At 66.2% G+C, this 23,807-nt stretch carries 22 protein-coding genes; 12 read left to right on the forward strand and 10 right to left on the reverse strand.

Going from position 1 to position 23,807, the window contains the following annotated elements; genetic code table 11:
- Nucleotides 1-161 precede the first annotated feature (161 nt).
- The 3 genes from AAFP30_RS23200 to AAFP30_RS23210 are packed head-to-tail and all read right to left on the reverse strand — an operon-like array spanning nt 162 to nt 2,360.
- Nucleotides 162-677 (reverse strand): DoxX family protein, encoded by a 516-nt coding sequence (locus AAFP30_RS23200; protein ID WP_419232387.1) that lies wholly within the window; start codon nt 675-677, stop codon nt 162-164.
- 52 nt (nt 678-729) lie between these two features.
- Entirely contained in the window at nt 730-1,644 is a 915-nt protein-coding gene (locus AAFP30_RS23205; RefSeq protein WP_419232388.1) for an NAD(P)-dependent oxidoreductase, read from the reverse strand.
- A gap of 2 nt (nt 1,645-1,646) precedes the next feature.
- On the reverse strand, nt 1,647-2,360 hold the full coding sequence (locus AAFP30_RS23210) for an enoyl-CoA hydratase/isomerase family protein (protein ID WP_419232389.1): 714 nt from the start codon (nt 2,358-2,360) through the stop codon (nt 1,647-1,649).
- 74 nt (nt 2,361-2,434) lie between these two features.
- Between AAFP30_RS23210 and AAFP30_RS23215 the strand changes: the two genes are divergently transcribed.
- Genes AAFP30_RS23215 through AAFP30_RS23225 form a run of 3 tightly spaced genes read left to right on the forward strand, consistent with a single transcriptional unit; the run spans nt 2,435 to nt 6,619 of the window.
- Nucleotides 2,435-3,973: an AMP-binding protein gene (locus tag AAFP30_RS23215; RefSeq protein WP_419232390.1), complete on the forward strand. Its 1,539-nt coding sequence runs from the start codon at nt 2,435-2,437 to the stop codon at nt 3,971-3,973.
- A gap of 40 nt (nt 3,974-4,013) precedes the next feature.
- Nucleotides 4,014-5,195 (forward strand): amidohydrolase family protein, encoded by a 1,182-nt coding sequence (locus tag AAFP30_RS23220; RefSeq protein WP_419232391.1) that lies wholly within the window; start codon nt 4,014-4,016, stop codon nt 5,193-5,195.
- Nucleotides 5,192-6,619, forward strand: a complete 1,428-nt coding sequence (locus AAFP30_RS23225; RefSeq protein WP_419232392.1) for a FadD3 family acyl-CoA ligase — start codon at nt 5,192-5,194, stop codon at nt 6,617-6,619. The genes AAFP30_RS23220 and AAFP30_RS23225 overlap by 4 nt, the downstream gene beginning before the upstream one ends.
- Nucleotides 6,620-6,668: 49 nt before the next feature.
- Here AAFP30_RS23225 and AAFP30_RS23230 read toward each other — a convergent pair whose 3' ends face one another.
- From AAFP30_RS23230 to AAFP30_RS23250, 5 genes are read right to left on the reverse strand one after another with little or no spacing between them, the layout of a single operon-like run.
- Nucleotides 6,669-7,508 carry an ABC transporter substrate-binding protein gene (locus tag AAFP30_RS23230; RefSeq protein ID WP_419232393.1) on the reverse strand — a complete coding sequence of 280 codons (840 nt, stop codon included), beginning with the start codon at nt 7,506-7,508 and terminating at the stop codon, nt 6,669-6,671.
- Nucleotides 7,505-7,936 (reverse strand): hotdog fold thioesterase, encoded by a 432-nt coding sequence (locus AAFP30_RS23235; RefSeq protein WP_419232394.1) that lies wholly within the window; start codon nt 7,934-7,936, stop codon nt 7,505-7,507. The genes AAFP30_RS23230 and AAFP30_RS23235 overlap by 4 nt, the downstream gene beginning before the upstream one ends.
- Complete coding sequence (locus AAFP30_RS23240; RefSeq protein WP_419232395.1) at nt 7,933-9,909, reverse strand: acetoacetate--CoA ligase; 1,977 nt, start codon at nt 9,907-9,909, stop codon at nt 7,933-7,935. The genes AAFP30_RS23235 and AAFP30_RS23240 overlap by 4 nt, the downstream gene beginning before the upstream one ends.
- A complete protein-coding gene (locus AAFP30_RS23245; RefSeq protein WP_419232396.1) occupies nt 9,906-10,517 on the reverse strand; it encodes a cupin domain-containing protein in 612 nt (203 codons plus the stop codon). Before AAFP30_RS23245 ends, AAFP30_RS23240 begins: the two co-directional genes overlap by 4 nt.
- A 14-nt stretch (nt 10,518-10,531) precedes the next feature.
- Complete coding sequence (locus AAFP30_RS23250) at nt 10,532-11,548, reverse strand: fumarylacetoacetate hydrolase family protein (protein ID WP_419232397.1); 1,017 nt, start codon at nt 11,546-11,548, stop codon at nt 10,532-10,534.
- A gap of 253 nt (nt 11,549-11,801) precedes the next feature.
- Between AAFP30_RS23250 and AAFP30_RS23255 the strand changes: the two genes are divergently transcribed.
- From AAFP30_RS23255 to AAFP30_RS23295, 9 genes are all read left to right on the forward strand, one after another.
- Nucleotides 11,802-13,031 (forward strand): MFS transporter, encoded by a 1,230-nt coding sequence (locus AAFP30_RS23255; protein WP_419232398.1) that lies wholly within the window; start codon nt 11,802-11,804, stop codon nt 13,029-13,031.
- A gap of 113 nt (nt 13,032-13,144) precedes the next feature.
- Nucleotides 13,145-13,762 (forward strand): TetR/AcrR family transcriptional regulator, encoded by a 618-nt coding sequence (locus tag AAFP30_RS23260; protein WP_419232399.1) that lies wholly within the window; start codon nt 13,145-13,147, stop codon nt 13,760-13,762.
- Between the two features lie 153 nt (nt 13,763-13,915).
- Nucleotides 13,916-14,881, forward strand: coding sequence for a C-terminal binding protein (locus tag AAFP30_RS23265; protein WP_419232400.1), 966 nt, complete (start codon nt 13,916-13,918; stop codon nt 14,879-14,881).
- Between the two features lie 12 nt (nt 14,882-14,893).
- Complete coding sequence (gene eno / locus AAFP30_RS23270) at nt 14,894-16,213, forward strand: phosphopyruvate hydratase (RefSeq protein ID WP_419232401.1); 1,320 nt, start codon at nt 14,894-14,896, stop codon at nt 16,211-16,213.
- Nucleotides 16,210-17,241: a phosphotransferase family protein gene (locus tag AAFP30_RS23275; RefSeq protein ID WP_419232402.1), complete on the forward strand. Its 1,032-nt coding sequence runs from the start codon at nt 16,210-16,212 to the stop codon at nt 17,239-17,241. Before eno ends, AAFP30_RS23275 begins: the two co-directional genes overlap by 4 nt.
- Nucleotides 17,242-17,328: 87 nt before the next feature.
- Nucleotides 17,329-18,258, forward strand: coding sequence for a LysR family transcriptional regulator (locus tag AAFP30_RS23280; RefSeq protein WP_419232403.1), 930 nt, complete (start codon nt 17,329-17,331; stop codon nt 18,256-18,258).
- Nucleotides 18,259-18,412: 154 nt separating this feature from the next.
- A complete protein-coding gene (locus tag AAFP30_RS23285; protein ID WP_419232404.1) occupies nt 18,413-19,450 on the forward strand; it encodes a VOC family protein in 1,038 nt (345 codons plus the stop codon).
- A gap of 36 nt (nt 19,451-19,486) precedes the next feature.
- Nucleotides 19,487-20,500, forward strand: a complete 1,014-nt coding sequence (locus tag AAFP30_RS23290; RefSeq protein ID WP_419232405.1) for a fumarylacetoacetate hydrolase family protein — start codon at nt 19,487-19,489, stop codon at nt 20,498-20,500.
- A 30-nt stretch (nt 20,501-20,530) separates the two neighbouring features.
- Nucleotides 20,531-22,042 carry a bifunctional 3-(3-hydroxy-phenyl)propionate/3-hydroxycinnamic acid hydroxylase gene (locus AAFP30_RS23295; protein WP_419232406.1) on the forward strand — a complete coding sequence of 504 codons (1,512 nt, stop codon included), beginning with the start codon at nt 20,531-20,533 and terminating at the stop codon, nt 22,040-22,042.
- A gap of 193 nt (nt 22,043-22,235) precedes the next feature.
- On the opposite strand, the gene AAFP30_RS23300 is transcribed toward AAFP30_RS23295, so the two are convergent.
- Both AAFP30_RS23300 and AAFP30_RS23305 read right to left on the reverse strand, forming a co-directional pair.
- On the reverse strand, nt 22,236-23,459 hold the full coding sequence (locus AAFP30_RS23300; RefSeq protein ID WP_419232407.1) for an NAD(P)/FAD-dependent oxidoreductase: 1,224 nt from the start codon (nt 23,457-23,459) through the stop codon (nt 22,236-22,238).
- 1 nt (nt 23,460) lies between these two features.
- Entirely contained in the window at nt 23,461-23,787 is a 327-nt protein-coding gene (locus tag AAFP30_RS23305) for a 2Fe-2S iron-sulfur cluster-binding protein (RefSeq protein WP_419232408.1), read from the reverse strand.
- Nucleotides 23,788-23,807: the final 20 nt, after the last annotated feature.

Raw genomic sequence — 23,807 nt, forward strand, 5'->3', positions numbered from 1 at the left:
GAGCTTGCGACGACCGCATCGAGGCCACCTCGCGCGCAAGGGATCTCGATACGCTCGTCGCTAGCGCTCCTCGCTACTCGATCAGCCTGTGGGGGACTCGTCGGATCAGCCCGGCGACGAAGGAGCCGAGCGCATCGAGGCCACTGCCATCCAAAGGCAACTCACGAAGTAGGTGCACGATAGAACGCCGCAAGTTGCGCTCCAGCCGCGCCGATTCCCACTCCGGCAGCCACCGCCGCCGCGCGCTTACCCGAAAGCAAACGGTCGAGACCGGTCACCCGGTCCACGCTGAGCGGCCCGGCGCCCAACGCAGCGAGCGCCACCGACGCGGTGGCCAGGTTCATCACGTACTCCCACCCTTCCGCAGTGATGAAGAAACCGTTCGTGAGGTGTACCGAGCGGGCTGCGACCGCCATTGTGCCCACCACTGCCGCGGCGCTGAGCGGAGTGGCCGCGCCGGCGACGAGTGCGGCACCGGCACCCACCTCCACGACCGCGCTGGCCTGCGCCTGCAGGCGAGGCTGCTGAAAGCCGATGGAGCCGAACCAGTTCGCGGTGCCGTCGAGCGATCGACCGTGTTTGAGCCCGTGGGCGATCATGGTCGATCCGACGGCTCCGCGGAGCAACAGTTGCGCCACCGCGCGACCGCCGGACCGGGTTGTGGACGTGACTGACATGACGTTCTCCTCGTGGATCATCTCTGTTTCGGTTGTCGTACAACAAGACCGCTCATCGGAGCTCGACACCGGCCAGGCGTTCAAGCACCGTCACGACCTCGGTCTGGTCCGCGCGCGGCCCGACGGCATCGGTCGCCGCCGACCACGTCTCCCCCAACGTTTCGGCGACATCCAGGCGAAGCCCACATTCGCGAATGAGATCGAGGGCGATACCGATGTCCTTGTTCATCAAGCCGGCGGCAAAGCCCGAATCGAAGGTCCGGCTCAGCACGTAGGGACCGAACTTGGTCTCGGTCGCCTGGTTCCGCCCACTGCTCGCATTCAGTACGGACAGCATCACCGCGGGTTCGATACCGAATGCCGTTGCCGCGACCATGGTCTCGGCTGCCGCCACCAGACCGACCGCCGACAGCAGGTTGTTCAATGCCTTGGCAGCGTGTGCCGAGCCCGCCGGCCCGACATGAATGATCTCGCGGGCAGTGGCGGCGAGAAGAGGACGCACCGCATCGACATCGTCCGGCCGACCGCCGACCATCACCGCGAGATCGGCGGCGACGGCCCGCGCCACCCCACCGCTCACGGGGGCGTCGATCACCGCGACCCCCACGTCGGCGGCCGCCGCGGCAAGCGCCTGCGTGCGTGTGGGAATGCTGCTGCCCATGTCGATGATCGTTGCTCCCGATGGCAGGTTGCGCAGCAGGCCATTGTCGCCGAGCACCACCTCGTCGACCACATCGCTGGTCGGCAGCGACAATACGAGCACATCGCAGTCGCCGAGATAACCCGGAGTCGCCTGGTCCGGATGCGCGTCGACGAACCGCTGTACCGCGGTGGGATCGGCATCGGCCACGACGAGAGGTTGTCCCGCGATGACGAAGTTGGCGGCGATCGGTCCGCCCATCGATCCGAGGCCGACCATCCCCACCCGGCGATCGGGCAGCGGACACCGCCGTACTTCCGCTTCCATCGTCACCGCCGGTTGAGCACCCGGTCGGCGGCAGCCCAATGTTCCTCGGCCACCCAGAGTTTCGCGAACTCGTCGACCGCCTCCTCGGCTGTCGCCCCGGACATGACCTTCTTGATGCCGGCCGCGGGCGCGGTCGCCAGCGACTGCGCCACCGCACGCCAACCCTCGTCGAAGTCCGCGCGCGGGAAGACTTCGTCGATCAGCCCGATCTCGAGCGCCTCGGCGGCGGTGAGCAGACGCCCGGTGCCGGCCAGCAGTATCGCCCGTGACCGACCGACCATCGTCACCAAACGTTCGGCCCCGCCCCACGCCGGCATGATCGCGAGAGTCGACTGGTTGAACCCGATCTTGACGTCGTCGGCGGCGATCCGAATGTCGGCCGCACTGGCGAACTCGGCACCACCGCCGAGTGCATGTCCGTTCAGGGCGGCGATCACCGGGGCCGGAAAGTCCACCAGGCGTTGGCAAATCGACCGCATTCGGCGGGCCATCGCCCGAGCGTCGTCGAGGGTCCGGAGTTTGGCAAGCTCCTTGAGGTCGCCACCGGAAACGAATACCCGGTCGCCGCCGCCGGTGATGGCGAGCGCTTTCGCGCCGGCCGCGCCGTCGATGGCGTCGTCGAGTTCGTCCATCGTGGCCGGGGCTATCGCATTGCGGGCCTCCGGCCGGTCGATGGTGATGACCGCCAGACCGTCGACGATCTCCAGCTTCACCATTTTAACTCACTCTCTTCTTGTGAGATTGCTATTCTCATTTCAGAGAACCTTATCACCAGCCCGGGGGTTGCAACATGACACGACAGATCCCGACCGAACTCACCGAGAAGTACCTGGCCAATGGCTGGTGGACGCACGAGACGCTCGGCGACATCATCGGCACCGGCCTGGCGGCAGCGCCGGACACCCCATTCCGTATCCACTCCGCGGTCCGGCCCTTCTCGGGGACATTCCACGACGTCGACCTCGTTGCGCGACGACTCGCCGCCGGGCTCCGTCGGCGCGGCGTCGGACCCGGCGATGCGGTCGCCTTCCAGTTGCCAAACTGGATGGAGGCAGCCGCAACGTTCTGGGCGGCATCGTTTCTCGGCGCTGCGGTGGTGCCGATCGTCCACTTCTACGGACGCAAGGAGGTTGCCTACATCCTCGGAGAGGTCCGGCCGAAGGTCTTCATCACCCCGGAGTCGTTCGGGCACATCACCTACGATCTCTCGGTGTGCGCCGATGTCCCGATCGTCGGTGTGATCGACCAGACCTTCGGCGACCTCCTCGACGACGAACCACTCGACGAGCTCATCCCGATCGACCCGTCGACACCCGCACTCATCGCCTTCACATCGGGAACCACCAGCAACCCCAAAGGGGTCCTGCACAATCACTATTCGCTCGTGCACGAGACCCGACAGCTGGCGAACTGGTACCCGCCCGATCGAGGCCACCAGCTCACCGCCGCGCCGGTCGGTCACTTCATCGGCATGATCAACGCGTTCACCATCCCGGTGGTCGACGGCACCGACATCAACCTCACCGACGTCTGGGACCCGGGGCAGGCCTTGCGGTTGATGCGCGATGAGAACGTAACCGTCGGCGGTGGCGCCACCTACTACATGACCAGCCTGCTGGATCATCCGGACTTCACCCCGGAACACCTGCCCTTCATGCGCTACGCCGGACTGGGCGGGTCATCGGTACCCAGCGCCGTCACCACGCGGCTCGCCGAACTCGGCATCATCGTCTTCCGCTCGTACGGCAGCACGGAGCACCCCTCGATCACCGGATCGTGGTACGACGCCCCCGAGGACAAGCGTCTGCACACCGACGGGCGCCCGCTGCCCGGCACCGAGATCACCTTGGCCGAGGACGGCGAGATCCTCAGCCGCGGACCAGATCTCTGCTTGGGCTACACCGACCCCGATCTGACGGCCCGCATGTTCGACGACGCCGGCTGGTATCACACCGGCGACATCGGGGTCGTCGACGACGACGGCTACCTGAAGATCACCGACCGCAAGTCCGACATCATCATCCGCGGCGGCGAGAACATCAGCGCCCTCGAGGTGGAGGAGGTTCTCTTGGGCATGGCTGCGGTGGCCGATGCGGTGGTCATCGCAGTCCCCGACGATCGACTCGGCGAGCGGGCCGCCGCCGTCATCCGATTGCGGCCCGATCATGGCGCGCCGACCCTCGACGAACTTCGCACCCACTTCGCCGAAGTCGGCTTGGCCAAACAGAAATGGCCCGAACAACTTCACGTCGTCGACGACTTTCCGCGCACCCCGAGCGGCAAGATTCAGAAATTCCGTATCCGTCAGGACATTGCCAGTACCCAATAGAGAGAATAGTATTCTCATCAGAAGCGAAGGAGAATTACACATGTCATCGAGCCAGCTGCCGTATCCGCTCTTCGACGCGGACAACCACCTCTACGAGACCAAGGAGGCGCTCACGCAGTTCCTCCCCGACAAGTACAAGAAGGCCATCCAGTACGTCGAGGTAGACGGCCGCACCAAGATCGCCATTCAGGGTCAGATCAGCGAATACATCCCCAACCCGACCTTCGACGTCGTGGCACGTCCCGGCGCCATGGAGGACTACTTCAAGAACGGCAACCCAGAAGGCAAGAGCAAGCGCGAGATCTTCGGCAAACCGATCAAGTCGCCGCCGGCCTTCCGCGAGCCCGGCCCGCGCCTGGAACTGATGGACGAGCTCAACATTGACCGGACGCTGATGTTCCCGACGCTGGCCAGCCTCGTCGAAGAGCGGATGCGCAACGATCCGGAACTGATTCATGCTGTGGTGCATTCGCTGAATCAGTGGCTGTACGAGAACTGGTCGTTCAACTTCAAGGAGCGGATCTTCACCGTTCCGGTCATCAGCCTACCGATCGTCGACAAGGCCATCGAGGAACTCGAGTGGTGCGTCGAGCGCGGCGCGAAGGCGATCCTCGTGCGGCCCGCACCGGTCCCCGGTTACAAGGGTCCGCGGTCGTTCGCGCTGCCCGAGTTCGATCCGTTCTGGAAGCGTGTCGTCGAACTCGACGTGCTCGTCACCCAGCACTCCTCGGACAGCGGATACGCGCGCTACAACCAGGATTGGGATGGCACCGGAGCCGAGATGCTCCCCTTCGTCACCAACGCCTTCCGCATGGTGAGCGAGTGGCGGCCGATCCAGGACGCGGTCGCGTCGTGGGTGTGCCACGGTGCGCTGTTCCGCTTCCCGGAGTTGCGGATCGCCGTGATCGAGAACGGCGCCAGCTGGTTACCACACGTCCTGCAGACGCTGACCGACGTGTACAAGAAGGCGCCCGAGGGATTCGGCATGCAGGATCCGGTGGCGGCCATCAAGAAGAGCATTCACGTCAGCCCGTTCTGGGAGGAGGACTTCAGCAAGCTGACCGCACTGATCGGCGCCGAGCGGGTGCTGTTCGGTTCGGACTATCCGCATCCGGAAGGCCTTGCCGAGCCGACGACCTACATCAGCCACATCGAGCACCTGCCACTCGAGGACCAGAAGCTGGTCATGGGCGGCAACATGGCCCGGCTACTGAAGGTATGACCTTCCAGACCATCCCCGAGATGGTCCTCTCGTCCGGCGAGCGCTTCGGGGGTGGCGAAGCGGGCGTCGACGGGGCTATTCGCTGGTCCCTCCACGAAGCGGTGGACCGAATTCGGTGCGCTGCCGGTTCATTCGCCGAGATCGGGATCGGCAAGGGTGACCGGGTGGCGATCTGGGCACCCAATTCGGCGGAATGGATCGTCGCGGTGTTCGGACTGCTCACCGCCGGCGCCACCCTCGTCCCGATCAACACTCGCTACCGGCACGACGAAGCCGCCGACATCCTCGTGCGCAGCGGCGCCAAGGCGGTACTCGTCCAGCCCGGGTTCCTCGGACTCGAGTTCGACGCCCCGTCCGGCGTCCAGGTCATCGACATCACCGGCGACTTCCTCTCCGGCGGAGATCCTTTCGAGGCCGTGGTCGCGGGTTCGGATATCGCCGACATCATGTACACCTCGGGCACCACCGGTCGTCCCAAGGGCGTCATGATGAATCACCGCCAAGTACTGCGGTTGTTCAGCGAATGGTGCGACCTCGCCGACCTCCGTAAGGGCGACCGCTACCTCATCGTCAACCCGTTCTTCCACATGTTCGGCTACAAGGCCGGCCTCATCGCGTCATTCCTCCGCGGCGCAACCATCTATCCGATGGCCGTCCTCGACGTCGATCGCGTCCTCGATCTGATCGAGACCGAGCAGATCACTATGCTGCCCGGTCCGCCAACGCTCTACCAGTCACTGCTCTCGGCCAACGACAGCTCTCACGACCTCTCCTCACTCCGCGCTGCGGTGACCGGGTCCGCCGACATCCCGGTCGACCTGATCCGTCGCATCAAGCACGAGTTGCCCTTCGAGACGATCATGACCGGCTACGGGCTCACCGAGGCCGGCACCGCCACCGCGTCACGGCCCGGCGACACCTTCGAGCAGATCGCCACTACTGTCGGAAAGCCCTGCGACGGAATCGAGATCAGCATCGCAGTCGACGCCGAGGTCCTGATCCGCGGGTACAACGTCATGCAGGGCTACCTCGACGACCCCGAGGCCACCGCCGAAGCCATCGACCCCGACGGCTGGCTCCACACCGGCGATCTCGGCGAACTCGTCGACGGCAGGCTACGCATCATCGGCCGCAAGAAGGACATGTTCATCGTCGGCGGCTTCAACGCCTACCCCGCCGAAATCGAGGGCTACCTCCTCGAACATCCCGCCGTCGACCAGGTCGCCGTCATCGGCGTGCCCGACCAGCGACTCGGTCAGGTGGGCAAGGCATTTGTCGTTGCGCGAGAGGTCATATCGGCCGACGAACTGATCTCGTGGAGCCGCAAGCGCATGGCCGGTTTCAAAGCCCCACGCTCGATCGAGTTCCTCGACCGCCTCCCCACCAACGCCACCGGAAAGGTGACAAAGAGCGAACTCCATTGACGCGTGCCCCGGATTGGATGCGCTCGTGGGCGTAGTTGAGCCGGGGAAATTACCGACCACACATCCCAAGCATGGCACCCACATCGGGAGCGGCTTCGACCGACATGCCCACCGACTCGCGCAGCGCAGCCAGCGTTCGCAAACCGTCAGGGTGCGGCGAGAGGTCTTCGGGCGCATTGGCAATCGCCGAGCCGACCGCGGCCGGCCCCATACCTGCCGCGCCCAGAAGTTCTTCGACCTCGGATGGGTTGGCTTCCCGCATCCAGATATTGGCCATTGTCAAGGCGCGCAGGTAGCGCTCGATCTCGTCCGCTTGCTCTCCGGTTGTGCGACGACCAGAGACAATACCGAGACCAGGGTACGACGGCGTGAGCTCACCGATAGTCATCGCGACACTCATCCCCTGCACTCGACCGACCTCGTCGAGCGGTGGTGCCAGCAGCGTAGTGTCCGCACGTCCGTTGGAAAGCGCTTCGAAACGCTCACGCACGCCACCGATCTCGACGATCTCGTAGTCTTCACGGATCACCTGCGACGCCGACAACATCGCGTACGCGACGATAGCGAAGCCATTGGTCGGGGCATCCACCGCCAATCGAAGCGGCCTGGCGTCATGGAGACTGGGGACACCGGGCCGCATCATCAACGACAAGTCAGTGGTCGTCTCAATCTGTCCGATCAACAGGATGTCGGATCCGTCGGCGTTCCAGACGAACAGGTTGTCCGATGCGGTGATCGCGACCGTGGCCGTGCCGTCGTCGAGTTGAGCGCGCTGCTCGTGCGACGACCGGACCATCAGGGTGTCCACCTCGACGTCGCACGCGTCGAAGAGGCCGCGCCGCGTGGCCACCTCGACCACCGCCGGGACGACAAAGACGGATTGCTTCATGAACTCGACCTGTCCTTCTCTGGGTTAGTGTGCGTGGGTCGGATCACCGCACCGCGGCCGCGGTATTCGGCGATCACCCGTTCCCCGCAGCGGACGGTCACGTCGACGAGACTGTGGCGTCCTTCGAGGTGTCGTACGGTGGCGTCGGCGACGAGGTCGTCGCCGATGTGGGCGGGCGTGTAGTAGGTGATCGACGCGCCCGCGGTGACCGTGTCGGCGAGTCGGCTGTTGGCCGCGCAGGCGAAAGCGGTGTCGGCGAGTGCGAAGACCGCTCCCCCGTGTGCGATGCCGTGACCGTTCGCCCGGGACTCGTCGACGGTCATCTGCGCTTTGGCATACCCGTCGGACGCGTAGAGGACATCGATGCCGTACCCGGCGAGGCTGGCGTCGCGGGCGAGCATGGCGACAACAGAGTCGGCGACGGTCACGACACCACCTCCCGGCGTCGGCCGGCGGTGGACTCGGCGATCTCGGTCAGGAGCGACACGTCGTCGACCGCACCGGGATCGACGATCTGCTCGACGGAGTTGCCCAACAGGAGTCGTTTGACCGGCACTTCGAGCTTCTTGCCGGTGCGGGTGTGCGGGATTCGCGATACCGCGATGATGTCGTCGGGCACGTATCGCGGCGAGAGCGCCGACCGGATGGCCGTGGTGATCGCGGGGATCGCGGCGTCGGCATCCACGCCCTCGGCGAGTTGGACGAACATCGGCATGTAGTACCCGTCGGACTCCTCGACCCCGACCACGAGTGCCTCGACGACCTCGGGCAGCGACTCGACCACGTTGTAGAGGTCGGCGGGTCCGAGTCGAATCCCGTTGCGGTTCAGCGTGGAATCCGAGCGGCCGACGATGACCGAACTGCCGTCGGCGGCGAACTCGATGAGATCGCCATGCCGCCACACACCGGGATAGGTGGCGAAGTAGCTGTCGTGGTACCGCGAGCCGTCGGGATCGTTCCAGAAGTACAACGGCATCGACGGCATCGGTTCGGTGATGACGAGCTCGCCGGCCTGATCCACGACGGGGTGACCGTCGGGATCCCATGCGGCAGCGGCAACCCCGAGTGCCGGTGGTTGCAGGCGTCCCTCGCGGACCGGTTCGCCGGGTGCGCCGCCGAGGAAGATCCCGGCAACGTCGGTACCGCCGCTGACCGACGCCAGCCAGACATCCTCGCCGACCTGCTCGTAAATCCAGCGAAATGCGCTGGGCGACAGCGGAGATCCGGTCACCTGGATCATCCTCAACGACGACAGGTCGTGGTCGCGGCCGGGAGCGAGGCCCGACCGCATACTCGTGTGGACGTAGGCGGCACCCAGACCGAGCATCGACACCCGGTGGGTGGCGGCGATCTCCCAGATCCGGTCGACGCTCGGGTATCCCGGATTGCCGTCGAACAGCACGATGGTCGCGCCGCGCAGCAATCCGGAGACGAGCATGTTCCACACCACCCAACTGGTGGACCCGACGACGAAGAGCCGCTCGCCGGAACCCAGATCCGCGTGCAGGGACAGCGTTTTCAGGTGTTCGAGGACGACCCCGCCGTGCCCGTGGACGATGCCTTTCGGCACACCGGTGGTGCCGGAGGAGAACAGCACCCACAGCGGGTGATCGAAGGGGAGGTCGTCGGCCACCCAGGGGTGATCCCCGGAGGTCGCTGCGGCCCACGATGTCTGTCGCGCACCGGTGTGCATGGCCGGCGGATCGGCCACCCAGACGATCTCGCGGAGCGCCGGCAACTCGCCGATCACCTCGCCCAGCACATCTGTGCGATCGCGCATGCGCCCACCGTAGGGGTAGCCGCCGGCCGCCAGCAGCACGACCGGCTCCAGTTGACGCAGTCGCGAGACGATCGCCTCGGTGCCGAACTCCGGTGAGACCACCGACCAGATGGCGCCGACCGACGCCGCGGCGAGGAGCCCGACCACCGCCTCGACCCGGTTGGACAGGACCGCCGCGACCCGATCACCATGCTGGACACCGGAATTCCGTAGGAAGGCCGCCAACTGGGCGACCTGGCGACGCAGCTCGGCCCACGAGGTGGTCGCGGTGTTCCCGACGTCGTCGATCGAGATGACCGCGTCCCCGTGGCGATCGGCGTCGCCCAGTGCGTGTCGCGCATAGTTGATCGTGGTGCCGGGGAACCACCCGTGCCCGGGTAGTGACCGTGGTACCGCAGGCGTGTCGATCGGTGTGTCGACGGCGACCCCGGCGAACTCGGCGAACGATCGCCAGAACGCCTCGGGATCGGTGGTGGACCACGTCCACACATCGGCATAGGTCAGGATGCCGGGATGGTCGAGGCGCCCGGACTCCCGTAGCCAGTCGGTGAAGCGCGCGAATTCACGCCCGTGCCGGTGCGGGTCGGGTGCCCAGAGCACCGGCGCGGCGGGGGCGGTCACGACGACTCCATCACCGACGCGGACTCGACCGCCGGTGACGTGGTCGGCAGGGCACCGAGCAGCAGGAAGGCCATGCGGCACGGGCGATCCGTGCGGTTCGACCAGGAATGCGCGGTACCGCGCTGCACGATCACATCGCCTGCGCGCAGCAGGGTTTCGCCGTCGTCGAGCAACAGCCAGATCTCGCCCTCGAGGACGACGGCGAAGTCGATCGAGTCGGTCTTGTGGAACCAGAAGTGGCGATCGGCACTGGCGGTGGCTTCCTCGCGGGCGTGCTCGCCGCCGATGTCGGAGAAGAGCCCCTCCTTGCCGGATTCCTGATACGCGCTGTCGGGCGGGAAGTCCGCGACCCGGAAGATGGTGCCGCCGAGGTCGGGATACATCGGGATCTGGGTACCCGCATCGGCCGGATCGGCCGACCCGTCGTTGTCGACGGGACCCGGCTGGGTGGTCCACACCTGGGCGGCCCCGAATCCGGCCACGCTGTCCGACCGGAACACGTTGGGCGCATTGCCATCGGAGAGGACATAGGAACGGCCGGCGTCGTCGACCGCGGTCACCACGCGACGCACGGTTGCGGTGCGCACGGCACTGTCGGAGTTGGTCATCGTCATCTCTCTTCTCAGTGTGCCGCTGCTGCGGAGAACGGATACGGCTTTTCCTCGGGCCGCCACGGGACCGTCTCGCGCTCACCGATCGGGGTGCGCAACACGCCGACACCGTCGAGCTGCAGTTCGAGGACGTCGCCGGGGTTCAGTTTGCGATCGATCTCCAGGCCGGCACCCCAGCCCAGGGTGCCGGTGCCGATGAGATCACCGGGCTGCAATTGCTCACCGAGCGAGACCCACGCCACGAGTTCTGCCGGAGAATAGATTCCGCCGTCGGCGGTGCAGGTGGACCACTGTTCGCCGTTGACTGTCACGGTGCCGTTGACCTCGGCCAGCGGCGGCATCTCGTCGCGTGTGACGATCCACGGGCCGATGCCGAACGCGAAGTCCTTGCACTTCTGCGGACCCATGCCCATACCCATTTCGGCAGCCTGCAGGTCGCGGGCCGAGAAGTCGTTGAAGATGGTGTAGCCGAACAGCCGCTCTTCGGCCTGCTCGGGAGTCAGGTTGCGGCCACCGCCGCCGACGACGAGACCGATCTCCAATTCGTAGTCCAGATAGTCGGTGAAGGACGGGTAGGCGATGGATTCGTCGTGACCCACGATCACCCCGGTCGCGCCCTTGAAGTAGGGCGGCGTCTTGAAGATCTGCGGGTTGGGCAGGCCGCCACCGACTTTCGCACTGAAGTGCTCCATGTGCAGCGGGTAGGTCAGCCCGTCCCGAATCACCGGTGGGTCCACCGCCGCCGCCCAGTCGACCGCGTCGATGGCAATGGATGCGTCGTCGGCAGCACCGAGCGCAGTCTCGGCCGCGTCACGGAACACCGGTCCGGCCGCGATCGCGGCCGCCATGCTCGACGGGAACAACACCCGCGCCAGCCGGGCCGCGGCCGCCTCGTCGGCGCCCCGTCGCTGCTGGACCAGCCGATACGCCCAGGCCAGATCGATCACCCGGTTCGCCTCCGGCTGCACGGCCACGATGCGCTGCACGACGCCGTCGGGGGTGACGGTCTTGATACGTCCGAATTTCATCGGATTCTCCAATCATTCGATTCGATACGTACCGTACTGTAGTCGATTGTGGCGGCGATCACCAGAGGCGACGCAGAACTTTCGATCCGCGACGAAATCGGTGTGATCTTGCCAACACGATACGGGACGTTTAGTATCACATCACTCGGATCGGCGATCCGAGGATTGACGACAGTCCGTGTCGTTCGAGCAGCCCGCATTGCCGGCCCACCTCCCTCAGCACATCACTGCACGCACTCACCCTGGAGAACAGATGACTCAATCGCCTTTGACCACAACCGGGTCGGCGGCACCGACCCGCGAACGCACGGCAGGACATCGGCAAGCGGCCCTGCTGCTCGCCGGGAGTTGCATGCCGGTGATGGGCAGCGTGCTGATAACGCCTGTGCTGCCGCAACTCTCGCAGCACTTCGGCTCCGTCGCGATGGCCGACGTGCTGGTTCCGATGATCGTCACGGTACCGGCACTGCTGGTCGCGGTGTTCTCCCCGTTTGCCGGGCAGATCGTCGACCGACTCGGCCGCAAGCGGCTACTGCTCGTCGCGATGTTCGCCTACGCCGTCGTCGGCGTGGCCCCGGCGTGGCTCTCCTCGCTCGGGTCGATCCTGGCGAGCCGGGCGTTGGTCGGCGTCTGCGAGGCGGCGATCATGACCGTGTGCACCACGTTGATCGTCGACTATTTCCATGAAGCACATCAGCGCAACAGGTACCTGAGCCTGCAGACGGTGGTGACCACCCTGGCCGCCACCGTGTTCATCGCCGTCGGCGGCGCTGTCGGCGTACATGGCTGGCGCACACCATTTTTCATCTATGCACTCAGCCTGATCATCGCGATTCCGATGGTGTTCCTGCTGTGGGAGCCGACACGACCGAAAGCCGACCAGTCGGAAAGCGCCGCGGTGGTGCGGACTCCGTGGTCGGCGATCCGGCTCCCCGTTGCCATCACGGTCGTCGGCGGCTTTACCTTCTACGTGTTCGTCATCGAAGCGAGCTACCTTGCAGTCGATCGTGGGATAGAAGCCACAGACACCAGGCTCATCGGGGCGATCGCGGCGTTCGTCGCATTGGCCACGGCGATCGGCGGTCTCCTCTTTCCCCGCCTCGTCCGGTTCGGGACCCGTGTGCTCGTGTCCGGAGCATTCGGCCTACAGGCCTGCGGCATGATCCTCGTTTTCGCGATCCCAGGCTTGCCCGGCCTCGTCATCGGTGCCATCGTCGCGTCCTTCGGTTCCGGCATCCTGTTGCCGGCACTGCTCACCTGGACCGTCGCCCGGGTCGATTTCGACGAACGCGGCCGCACCACCGGATGGTTCCTCGCCGCATTCTTCTTCGGTCAGTTCGTCACACCCATCCTGATGAACGGCATCGCTGTCCAGGTGGGTGGACTGTCACCGGCAATCGGAGTTGTCGGACTGATCGCGGGCCTGATGGCTCTCGGCACCGGTGCGATCATCCGCGAGAAGCGGCAGAGTCTCCCCCAGTGACTCTTCGATCGCCGGCCCTGGTGTGACACATCGGGGCGGGGCCGGCGATCCACACTTCAGCGGCACATGTCGCGCAGACACACGATCCGAGACGGACCGAATAGCATCTACTCATGGCAGTACGCAGCGAAACCAGCCGCAAGGCAGTCCTACAGGCCACCATGGACCTGCTCAGCGACACACCCCCCGGGCCGATCACCCTGCAGAAGCTCTCCATCGAGGCCATCGCGCGCCAGGCCGGGGTCAGCAAGATGACGATCTATCGATGGTGGCCGAACAAGGCGGCCATCGTCATCGATTCGTTCATCGACAACCACGTCGCCCAAACCCCGATCCAGGACGAGGGCCCGGCGATCGATGCCCTACGCGAACATCTCAAATCGCTTGCGCGCGTGTATTCGGGCCCGGAGGGTCGGTTGGTCGCGCAACTCATCGCGGAATGCCAATTCGATCCTTCCACCCTCGACGAGTTCAAGCAGCGATTCTGGCGTGGTCGGGTGGACGCCTCGAGCACGCTCATCCAGCGCGCGATCCGCGAAGGTGCACTGCGACCCGACGTGGACCCCACCGTGCTCGCCGAAACGCTCTACGGGCCCATCTACTTCCGCCTGCTGTTCCAGACCAACGACCTCACCGACGAGGTCATCGATGCGCAACTCGATGCGGTCCTCCGCGGATTCGGGCCTGCGACACCGACTCACCCACCGGCCCGCGCCGGGCGCGCGAAGTAGCCTTCGCCCTCACTCCGCGACGCCGGCGCGAGCGGCATAGACCTTGACGTTTCAGATTCGATACGTATCGTATAGATGCAAGCGCACGGCCACCCACCATGCGAAGTGTGGGCCGGGTGCGCGACCACGACGCACTGGAGAGTGGGATTTGCCATGGCCAAACACGATTCGGTGATGATCACCGACTACGCATGGCCGGACGTCGAGATCGAGCGCTCCATCGTCGAGCGGGCTGGGTACGAGTTGCTGGTGAGCCCTGCCGAGCTCACCGTCACCGACCTCGACGACGCCATCACCACAGCCGATCCCGCGGCGATTCTGACGTGCTGGGCACCGATCAGCGCAGCCGCCATCGCGGCGACGACTCGTCTGCGCGTCATCGCCCGGATGGGTGTCGGGCTGGACAACATCGACGTCCCCGCCGCCACCGCGGCCGGAGCGTGGGTGACCAATGTTCCCGACTACTGCACCGAGGAAGTCGCCGAACACGCAGTCGCACTCATCCTCGGCCTCACCCGCGGAGTCGCCGCCTTCGACCGCAGCGTCCGCGCCGGCGCGTGGCAGCCCGCAACCGCGCGCCTGACCCGACTGTCGTCCAGGACGATCGGCATCGTCGGCTTCGGACGCATCGGCCGGAGAACCGCCGCGATCCTGTCCGGCTTCGGTTGCCGAGTCCTCGCCACGTCGTCGAAACATGCGCAGGACAACAACATTGGCGTCGAGATCGCCCCGTTGCCGACGGTCTTGGCCGAGAGTGACGTCGTCGTCATCCATGCGCCACTGACCGATCAGACCCGGCATCTCATCGACGCGACCGCGCTCGCCACGATCAAGAAGGGCGCGTATCTGATCAACGTGAGCCGCGGTGGTCTGGTGGACACCGCAGCTCTCATCCACGCATTGCACAGCGGCCATCTCGCCGGCGCCGCACTCGACGTCCTCGAGGACGAGCCGGTCGTCGACCCGGCCCTCCTCGCGCACCCGGACGTGATCGTGACTCCGCACGTGGCGTTCTCCTCCGACGAATCCCTGATCGAGCTCCGCACCAAGGCAGCTCAGGAAGTCGTCCGCGTCCTCGGCGGCAGTCCGCCGCTCAACCCCTGCAACTCACCCGATTAGGAAACGAGTTCGATGACCACCATCGCCCATGTTCATGCCCGCCAGATCCTCGACTCGCGCGGGCGCCCCACCGTCGAGGTCGACATCCGCACGTCGGACGGTCACCTCGGCCGGGCCGCGGTACCTTCCGGCGCCTCGACCGGGAGCGCCGAAGCGCACGAACTCCGCGACGGCAATCCGGCGTACTACGGCGGGCTCGGCGTCCGCCGTGCCGTCGACCACGTGAACTCCACCATCCGCGAGGCCCTGATCGGACGCGACGTCGACGACCAACCGGGCATCGACCGCCTGCTGCTCGAACTCGATGGCACCCCGCAGCTGAGCACTCTGGGCGCCAACGCAATTCTCGGTACGTCGCTGGCGGTGTGCCGCACGGCCGCCGAGGCCGGTGGTCAACAGCTGTACCAGCGCCTCGCGCAGCTGCACGGTTCTGCCCGCCCGACCGTACCGATGCCGATGGTCAACATTCTCAGCGGCGGCCTGCATGCCGGACGCGGGATGGACGTGCAGGACTTCCTTGCCATCCCGGCCTCGGCGCAGTCGATCGACGAAGCACTGGAACTGATCGGCCGTCTGCGGTCGGCCGCTGCCGACGTGATGACCGACGACGGTCTGAGCACCCTGCTCGCCGACGAGGGCGGACTCAGCCCCGGATGTGAAACCGGCCGGGACGCGCTCGACCTCCTCGAACGGGCATGCGTGCGAGCCGGGCTGGGATTCGGCGAGGACATCAAGGTCGCGATCGACGTGGCCGCCCACTCCCTGTGGGATTCCGCCACTCACACTTATCATTTGGCGCGGGAAGGGCGGCGGGTCGACACCGGCGAGATGATCGAGATGGTGGCCTCGTGGGTGGGCGACTACCCCATCGTGTCCATCGAGGACCCACTCGACGAGGAAGACTGGGCGGGCTGGACGACGTTGACCCAGCAAGTCGGGCACCGGACCAACCTGATCGGCGACGATCTGTTCACCACCAACCGCGATCGTCTCCGGTACGGAATCACCACGGGTGCCGCGAACGGCATCCTCATCAAGGTCAACCAGAACGGCACCCTCACCGGCACGCTCGACGTGATCGACGACGCCTCTGCAGCCAACTACATCCCGGTCGTCTCGGCACGGTCGGGCGAGACCGAGGACACGTTCATCAGCGACCTCGCGGTCGCCACCGGCGTGGGACAGATCAAGATCGGCTCGGTCCGCTGCTCGGATCGGCTCGCCAAGTACAACCAGCTGCTGCGGATCGCCGAGGACACCACACTCGAGTTCGCAGGAATGACCGCATTCCCTGCCCTGCAACACAACTCGACGACGGCGAGCACCCGATGACCGGCGGGCAGACTCCCCTGGCGGCACCCTCGGCGGCCGGTGAGTTCCTGATCGCCGCGGGACTGGCGGCCGCCGACGACGCTGCCGTCTGGACACCGGTCACCGGTGGCGTCTCGTCGGAGCTGTGGCGGGTGGACCTGCCCACCGGCACCATCTGCGTCAAAGGTGCGCTCGACAAGCTGCGCGTCGACGCCGACTGGCATGCGCCACGCAGCCGCAACGCCGTCGAATGGGAGTGGCTGTCGTTTGCGCACCGCACGTTCCCCGGATGCGTGCCCGTGCCGCTCGCGCATGCCCCCGATCTCGGACTGTTCGCGATGAGCTACCTCCCGCCCGAGAGTGCGCCGGTGTGGAAGCAGCAACTCGTGGCCGGGCACATCGACGTCGCCTTCGCCGCGCAGGTCGGCGACCTGCTCGGGCAACTCCACCGGGCCAGCGCGCAGGACCCGGCGATCAGAGATCGTTTCGCCACCGACGGCAACTTCGATCAGCTCCGGCTCACCCCGTATCTGGTCTCGACGGCGAAGCGCCATCCGGATCGTGCCGAGGTCATCGCGGCCATCACCGGGAACGTCGCCTCGACGCACCGAGTCCTGGTGCACGGCGATGTCAGCCCCAAGAACATCCTGTGCGGTCCCGACGGGCCCGTCTTTCTGGACGCCGAGTGCGCATGGTTCGGCGACCCGGCCTTCGACCTGGCCTTCGTCGTCAATCATCTGCTGCTCAAGACCGTGATAGTCCCCGCCTCGGCCGATCGGCTCGCCGGCGCCGCCGCCGCCCTGGTCACGGCATATGTCGGCCACGTCGACTGGGAGCCGGACGCCGACGTGTCCGCGCGGACCGCGAGACTGCTGCCGGCACTATTGCTCGCCCGCGTCGACGGTGACTCCCCGGTCGAATACCTCGACCGGGTGCAGCAGGAGCACGTCCGACGGATCGCCCGGGCCGCACTGGAGTCGCCCGACGGCGAGTTGTCGGCCAAGATCGCGACCCTCGCCCAGGACCTGAGCAGCCCGGCGCGGGTCTGACGACGCAAAACGTCGTCGTCGGGCGGCCGACTGCGGATAGGCTACGGTCACGCACACCGCGTGCGACCACAGACGAAGGACAGAACCGTGCTCGCCGGCAACGTCGACCTCAATCTCCTTCGGCCGCTGCGCGCACTCCTCGAGGAACAGTCGGTCAGCCGCGCCGCCGAACGACTGAACGTCAGTCAACCCACCGCGTCGGTCGCGCTGGGCCGTCTGCGGCGTCACTTCAACGATCCCCTGCTGGTCCGCGACGGGTCCGCCTATCGACTGACGCCCTTGGCATTACGGCTGCGCGACAGCGTGACCGACGTCCTGCATGCCACCGACACCATCTTCGCCGAACACAGCCCGTTCGACCCCGCCACCTGTACACGCGAGTTCGTGCTCTACGCCACCGATTTCGTCACCTGGCGGGTCGGCAGCACGTTGTGTCAGATGCTGGCCGCGAGTGCCCCGCACGCCACCGTGCGTTTCGACCACATCAGCATCGACGTCGTCACCGCGGTGCCGGCCTCCATCCGCAATTGCGACGGCATCTTTCTGCCCCACGGGTACATCGACGACTGCCCCCATCGCGATGTCGTCGAGGACGAGTGGGTGTGCTTGCTCGACACCGCCAACCCGCATGTGAGTGAGATGCCGACGTCGGCCGAACTTCTTGATCTGCAATGGGTTTCCATCCACGACGGCAAACGCGCCCAGACCCCGGCGCTACTGGAGCTACGCCTGCACGGCGAGATACCGCGTATTTCCGTGGTGACCCCCAACTTCCTGGCCATTCCCTCCCTGGTCGCCGGCACAGACCGGGTGGCACTCGTGCAGAGCAGCTTGGGACGCTGGGCCGCAAGCACTTTCGACGGCATCCGGGCGGTGGCGTCACCCTTCGAGCTCGGCCCGATCAGGGAGGCCTTCTGGTGGCACCCCGACATCGACGACGAACCCGAACACCGATGGCTGCGTGAGCAGATCGCGGTGGCGGCCGCGGCATTCACCGAGCCGCACCGCCCGGGGTGATCAACTATTCGGGATCGCTATAGCGCCCCATACCAACTTGGGTCTTCTCCGACCGCTGTGAGGGGTGACACAGTGATTGATGAAAGTCGTACGGGGCACCACGAGTCCCGGACATTCCCGTTATCAATCACAGTTGCCAATGAGGTGATTCGCCATGATCAAATTGCTCTCCCAGCTCACACACGTGGAAATCTACGCCACCGACCTCGAGGAATCGGTTCGCTACTACACCGACATCGTCGGCCTGCGGGTGCTCGAGCGTGACGCCGACAAGGTCTACCTGCGGGCGTGGGGCGACTACTACCCCTACAGCGTCGTCCTGGTACCCGGCGAAGCCAGCGGCATGGTCTCGATGGCCTGGCGGACCACGAGCCCGGAAGCGCTCGACGAGGCGGTACGCCGGATCGAGCAGTCCGGCTACACCGGTGAGTGGCGTGAACCGGGCGCGCGGCTCGGCAAGTCCTACGTGTTCACCGGACCCTACGGCCACACCATGCAGTTGTTCTGGGAGGTCGAAAAGTACAAGGCCCCAGCCGAACTCGCCTCTCAGTATCCCGACCGCCCGGAGAAGCGGTCCTCGCACGGGCTGGCGCCGCGGCACCTCGACCATGTCACCATCGCCACCCGCGACGTCGTCGGATTCTGCGAGTACTACCGCGACGTCCTCGGCTTCCGTCTGATGGCATACGCGGGTCTGCCGGACACCCCGGTCACGTTCTTCGGAGTCCTCACCACGAACGAGAAGTCACACGACCTCGGGGTCCTCCTCGACGGATCGGACGTTCCCGGCCGCATCCATCATTACGCGTTCTGGGTCGACACCCACGAGGATCTGAAGCGTTCGGCCGATCTGCTGCTGGAGAACGGCACACGCATCGAATACGGGCCGGGCATGCACGGCATCGGCGAGCAGGACTTCCTGTACTTCCGTGAGGCCAGCGGGCTCCGCATCGAGGTCAACTCCGGCGGCTACCGGAACTACGTCCCGGACTGGGAGCCCTACCGCTGGTCGGGTGCCGAGGGCTGCGACGACTTCTACCGCAACGTCACGCTCCCGCAGAGCATGCTGGAAGCGTTCCCGCCGGCACCGCAGCCGACCGCGACCGAGCAGGGACTCGTGCCGGGAACCGAAGACGAACTGATCGTGCGCGGCGCACTGCACACTCCCGACGCCGTCGGCTCGCAGCACTGACCGGACTTCCCCTCCCACAAGATAGGCATTTCCACTATGACAACCAGTTTCGCCATCGGCACCTTCGAGGACCGCGGGAGCGCGTTCCCGGGGCTGGTCGTCGGTGACCGCGTCCACGACATCACGACGATCCTGCCGACGGTGACGTCGACCCGCGCGTTGCTCGACGATTGGGACCGCAATCTGGACCGGCTCCAAGCCTTTGTCGACACCGCGGCGTCAGAGGCCGCGGCCCGTGACATCAGCGATGTCACCGTCCGGCCACCCGTCCAGCCCATCGGGCAGGTCTTCGGTGCCGGCGCCAACTATCGCCAACATGTCCTCGAGATCACCGTGGCCCATCGTCTGGGCGTCGACGGTGCCAGCGACGACGAGTTGCGCAACCAGGCGAACCGCGAACTCGACGAACGCGCGGCACACGGCGACCCGTACGTCTGGCCGGGCCTGCCGACCGCCGTGTCCGGCGCCTACGACGACGGCATCCTGCCCGACGTGGGTACCGATGTGGACTGGGAAGTGGAACTCGGGGTGGTGATCGGCCGTCGGGCGCACCGCATTTCGGCAGCCGATGCCCCATCCCACATCGCCGGGTACACGATCTGCAACGACATCACGGCACGGTCCCTCGTCCCGCGATCGGACATGCCGATGATGGGCACCGACTGGCTCCGATCGAAGAACCAACCGACGTTCTTCCCCACCGGCCCCTACCTCGTGCCCGCTCGCTTCGTTCCGGATCCCGCCGACCTGGCGATCGAGATGCGCCTCAACGGCCAGGTGATGCAGTCCGCCAACACCGGAGATCTGCTCTTCGGCATCAATGAACTGATCGCCTACACCTCGTCACTGGTGGTACTCGAACCCGGGGACATGCTCATCACCGGTTCACCGGCGGGTAACGGCTCCTACTGGAAGCGATTCCTGGAGGACGGCGACTACATGGAGGCGCAGATCAGCGGCCTGGGCCAACAGCGAACCCATGTGCGGGCCGCGACGGGCGTCCTCCCGCCGTGGCAGGAAAGCCGTCAGTACACCGAGTCGCCGGTCTGAGCGTCGCAGGAGAGAACAATGGAGAATGCCATGAACGAAGTCGATGTCATCGTGCTGGGCGGTGGGCCGGTCGGCGAGACGATGCTGGTGCAGCTCGCGCACCGGGGAATACGGGCGATCGGATTCGAGCGCGACGCCGACATCTGGCCCAAACCCCGCGCAGTGCATTTCGACGGCGAGGTGTTCCGTTCCTTCCAGCCCACCGGGTTGGCGGATGCGATCGCCGCCGCCTGCGTTCCGATGCGCGACTACCGCATGGAGAACGAGGCCGGCGAGATCCTGCTGGACACGCCCACCGACCAGATCGGTGTGCACGGCTGGATCGCGTCGAGCATGTTCAATCAGCCGGAGATCGATGCACTCCTGCGAGCCGAGATCGATCGCTCGGACACGACGGAACTGCGAACCGGGCATGAGGTCGTCGGTATCACCCAGACCGACGACTCGGTCACCGCCACCGTGCGTGATGCCTCCGGCCACGAGTACCAGGTGACCGCCGCGTACCTGGTGGCCTGCGACGGCGCCACCTCGACGACTCGCCATATCGTTGGGGCGCAATGGGATACGCTCGGCCCGGACGACCAGTGGCTGGTTGCCGACGGCGAGCTCGTGGCCGAGGCCCCGGTCGCGGGCAGCATGGTGTTCTTCGGGCATCATTCACGGCCGCACATCTGGGCGGCGATGCCCGGCGGGCGGGCCAGGATGGAGTTCAAGATCCTGCCCGGCGATGATCCCGATGAGCTCGCCACCACCGAGGGCGTGACCCGACTGTCCGGCGGGCTCCTCACACCGGAGAACTTCCGTCTCGTGCGAACGGCCGTGTACACCTTCCGGTCTCGGGTCGCCACGCCGTGGCGCACCGGCCGAGTCTTCCTGGCCGGCGATGCGGCGCACCTGACTCCCCCGCTGTTCGGCCAGGGCCTGTGCTCGGGGATGCGCGACGTCGCCAACCTCCTGTGGAAGCTCGACCTGGTACTCGGCGGTGCGCCCGAGTCGTTGCTGGACACCTACGAGAGCGAACGCTCCGCACACACCCAGGCGTGGATCGCACAGGCCACCGAACTGTCACGGCTCGTGCAGACCACCGATCCCGCCGTCGCCGCCGGACGCGACGCACACATCAGGGCACATCCAGAGGACGGACAACCGATTTCACCGTCGCTGGGCGACGGTCTGCACGCCGGCGTCGGTCCGGCGGGAGCTCCGGCGCCACAACCCATCCTCGCCGACGGACGGCGCTTCGACGACGTTCTCGGCCCCGATTTCGCCGTCGTCGCCGGCCGCGAACTCCTTGACGCATTACCGGATTCGGTGCGCACCGCGGCGGCACAGTCCTCGCGGATCACGCTGCATTCGGAAGACACGCCGGGGTTCGATGAGTTCCTGCGCGCCCTCCGGGACATCGATCCGAACACGGTGGCAGCGGTCGTCCGGCCTGATCGATATCTGCTCGGCACGGCGCACGGCGTCGCCGAACTCGAAGCTCAGATCGCCATGGCAATTGGCGCTTGCTCGACGCTCGACGAACCGGCACGCGCCTGAATCCGGGCCGTGCGCCCACGATCGACAAACTACACCACATCCACGTCGAGCAGCGATCATTCGCTGCCGGTCAAAGGAGTGGCCGGCCACCGTGAGCTGAGGGCGCTGGTTCGTGGTGCGACGATGCGGCATTCACCGTCATCCGGTGCATGCCGCATCGTCGTATGTCGCAACGGGCGGGCCTTGGCACGGGTCACACCGGGGTCGCCGCAGTCAAGGCCTTGAGATCGTAATCGGCCGCAGCCAATTCGGCGTCGGTGATCGGTGCACCGGCCATCGCCCGTCGCGCGGCGAGGTGCACCGCCGGCTGATTCACCGACTCGACCGACACCAGCCAATGCTCACGGAAGCACAGCACCGAGAACTTCCCGGTCGCCATATCACCGCGCACGACGGTCTGGTCGAGGGCTCCGCCGGGGCCGGCGATCTGGATCTTGCACGCACCCTGATGACTCCAGAACCAGGGCACGTCCTGGTACGCGGTCGGGGTGCCGGTCAGTGTTGCCGCGAGAGCGCGAGCCTGGTCGACGGCGTTCTGCACGGACTCTCGCCGAACCCTTTGCGCCGCATGGGTGCAGTGGTAGGTCGCGCAGTCCCCGATCGCCCAGATGTGCGGGTCGTCGGTGCGCAGGAACTCGTCGACGACGACACCGCGCTCGACCGACACCCCGGCGCGGGTGGCGAGGTCGGTGCGAGCCGTGGCGCCGATGCCGACGACCACGAGGTCGGCGTCGAAGTAACGTCCGTCCTCGGTGCGGACACCGGCGAGCGTGTCGCCGTGCTGGGTGATCTCGGTGACCTGTGCCCCGAACTCGACACCAATACCGTTGGCGCGGTGCGTGTTCACCACATGGTCGCTCGTCGTCGGCGACAGTGCGCGCATCAGGGCGCGCGGTCCGTATTCCAGGACGGTGACGTCGATGTCGTGTTTGCGTGCCATGGCCGCGAACTCCAGCCCGATGAAGCCGGCACCGATCACCACCGCCCGCCGCGTCGTCGCGAGTGCGTCGCGTAACTGGTGCGCATCGTCGGTGGTGCGTAGGTAGTAGACGCCGGGCAGGTCGGCTCCGGGCACCGTCAGCCGCCGGTTGGCCGAGCCGGTGGCGATCACGAGATCGTCGTAGTCGAGATGCGAGCCGTCGGCCAATGCGAGGGTTTGGGCGTGGCGATCTATGGCTGTCACTTCGGTCCCGCGTCGCAGGTCGATGTGTCGTTGCCCGTAGAAGTCGCTGCCGCGCAACGGTAATGGTTGAGATTCGGTGTCGGCGAGATAGTCCTTGGACAGCGGCGGCCGCTGGTAGGGCAGATCGCGTTCCGCGTCGAGGATGGTGATCGGCCGGTGTGGGTCTCGGGTGCGCAGGGCGTCGGCGAGTTCGATGCCGGCGTGGCCCGCGCCGATGATGACGGTGCCGCCCATGTCAGATCTGGGTGGCCGGAATGTCGACCTCGATGCCGTCGAGTGCGGTCGACAGGGTGATCTGACAGCCGAGCCGGGAGCGATGGTCGTCGCGTGGCGAGGCGGTACAGTCGAGCATCTCGTCCTCGTCTTCGCTCATGTCCGGCAATTGGTCGAGGTACTCGTCGCGGACGTAGACGTGGCAGGTCGCGCACATCGCCTGTCCACCGCATTCTCCGACGATGCCCGGAATCGACGCGGTCAGCGCGGCGCGCATCACCGAGGTTCCGTCGGCGACGTCGAGGGTGTCGACGCGGCCGTCGGGCTGGTGCAAGGTCACTTTCGTCATGGTTCGTGTTCTTTCGGTGC

It is taken from the genome of Gordonia sp. CPCC 205515, from assembly GCF_048537925.1.
In the GTDB taxonomy this organism is placed as follows: Bacteria; Actinomycetota; Actinomycetes; order Mycobacteriales; family Mycobacteriaceae; genus Gordonia.

Excerpts from the sequence above, each read along its gene's own strand:
- AAFP30_RS23225 (WP_419232392.1), top strand. The coding sequence starts at position 5,192 with ATGACCTTCCAGACCATCCCCGAGATGGTCCTCTCGTCCGGCGAGCGC.
- AAFP30_RS23250 (WP_419232397.1), bottom strand. The coding sequence starts at position 11,548 with ATGAAATTCGGACGTATCAAGACCGTCACCCCCGACGGCGTCGTGCAG.
- AAFP30_RS23215 (WP_419232390.1), top strand. The coding sequence starts at position 2,435 with ATGACACGACAGATCCCGACCGAACTCACCGAGAAGTACCTGGCCAAT.
- AAFP30_RS23245 (WP_419232396.1), bottom strand. The coding sequence starts at position 10,517 with ATGACCAACTCCGACAGTGCCGTGCGCACCGCAACCGTGCGTCGCGTG.
- AAFP30_RS23205 (WP_419232388.1), bottom strand. The coding sequence starts at position 1,644 with ATGGAAGCGGAAGTACGGCGGTGTCCGCTGCCCGATCGCCGGGTGGGG.
- AAFP30_RS23275 (WP_419232402.1), top strand. The coding sequence starts at position 16,210 with ATGACCGGCGGGCAGACTCCCCTGGCGGCACCCTCGGCGGCCGGTGAG.
- AAFP30_RS23210 (WP_419232389.1), bottom strand. The coding sequence starts at position 2,360 with ATGGTGAAGCTGGAGATCGTCGACGGTCTGGCGGTCATCACCATCGAC.
- AAFP30_RS23305 (WP_419232408.1), bottom strand. The coding sequence starts at position 23,787 with ATGACGAAAGTGACCTTGCACCAGCCCGACGGCCGCGTCGACACCCTC.
- AAFP30_RS23285 (WP_419232404.1), top strand. The coding sequence starts at position 18,413 with ATGATCAAATTGCTCTCCCAGCTCACACACGTGGAAATCTACGCCACC.
- AAFP30_RS23220 (WP_419232391.1), top strand. The coding sequence starts at position 4,014 with ATGTCATCGAGCCAGCTGCCGTATCCGCTCTTCGACGCGGACAACCAC.
- AAFP30_RS23260 (WP_419232399.1), top strand. The coding sequence starts at position 13,145 with ATGGCAGTACGCAGCGAAACCAGCCGCAAGGCAGTCCTACAGGCCACC.
- AAFP30_RS23255 (WP_419232398.1), top strand. The coding sequence starts at position 11,802 with ATGACTCAATCGCCTTTGACCACAACCGGGTCGGCGGCACCGACCCGC.
- eno (WP_419232401.1), top strand. The coding sequence starts at position 14,894 with ATGACCACCATCGCCCATGTTCATGCCCGCCAGATCCTCGACTCGCGC.
- AAFP30_RS23200 (WP_419232387.1), bottom strand. The coding sequence starts at position 677 with ATGTCAGTCACGTCCACAACCCGGTCCGGCGGTCGCGCGGTGGCGCAA.
- AAFP30_RS23290 (WP_419232405.1), top strand. The coding sequence starts at position 19,487 with ATGACAACCAGTTTCGCCATCGGCACCTTCGAGGACCGCGGGAGCGCG.
- AAFP30_RS23295 (WP_419232406.1), top strand. The coding sequence starts at position 20,531 with ATGAACGAAGTCGATGTCATCGTGCTGGGCGGTGGGCCGGTCGGCGAG.
- AAFP30_RS23230 (WP_419232393.1), bottom strand. The coding sequence starts at position 7,508 with ATGAAGCAATCCGTCTTTGTCGTCCCGGCGGTGGTCGAGGTGGCCACG.
- AAFP30_RS23300 (WP_419232407.1), bottom strand. The coding sequence starts at position 23,459 with ATGGGCGGCACCGTCATCATCGGCGCGGGCCACGCCGGCATCGAACTC.
- AAFP30_RS23265 (WP_419232400.1), top strand. The coding sequence starts at position 13,916 with ATGGCCAAACACGATTCGGTGATGATCACCGACTACGCATGGCCGGAC.